The sequence below is a fragment of the Ruegeria sp. AD11(2025) genome (genome assembly GCF_056542405.1).
In genome coordinates, this window is sequence record NZ_JBQFZU010000131.1 from 1 (window position 1) to 699 (window position 699).

At 57.5% G+C, this 699-nt stretch carries 1 protein-coding gene; it reads left to right on the plus strand.

The genetic code is table 11. The features are described 5' to 3' along the window. Positions 1-699: IS110 family RNA-guided transposase (locus ACR1XY_RS24695; RefSeq protein WP_480597491.1), on the plus strand; the 699-nt coding region annotated here is incomplete at both ends.

Below are 699 nucleotides of genomic sequence, written 5' to 3' on the forward strand. Positions count from 1 at the left end.
AAGCCATTTGCGAGGCAGCCCTGCGACCAACTATGCGGTTTGTGCAGGTCCGCAGCGAAGACAATCAGGCTGCAGCCCTGGCTTTCAAAGCGCGGGATCTGTTGGTCCGGCAACGCACGCAGATTATCAATGCCTTGCGCGGCCACCTATCCGAATTCGGATTTGTTGTTGCGAAAGGCCCAACACACGTACGTAAGCTTGTTTCTGCGGTCGAAGACGGGAGCATTGAACTGCCGGCGATGTCCCGCCCTCTCTTGAGCATCTTTGTCGATACGCTTGAAGTTTTGAATGTCCGTATCAGACAGTTGGAGGCGCAAATCGCACAGCGTGCGAGGGAAGATGAAACATGTCAGAGGTTGACCGCGATACCAGGCGTTGGCCCGATTATTGCGACAGCGATTGCTGCACTTGCGCCACCACCTTCGACCTTTAGACGGGGGCGCGATTTTGCGGCATGGGTAGGCTTAACCCCACTCCAGCATTCGACTGGCGGTAAGCAGCGCCTGGGGCGCACGTCAAAGATGGGCAACCGGACGTTGCGGCGCCTCCTCATTATTGGAGCCAGCGCCGTGGTTAGATGGGCCGAGCAAAAAGGAGCCGTCCCGGGATCCTGGCTCGCAAGGATGCTGGAGCGCAAGCCACCCATGTTGGTCAGGGTAGCACTGGCTAACAAAATGGCACGGATTGTCTGGGCGTTGA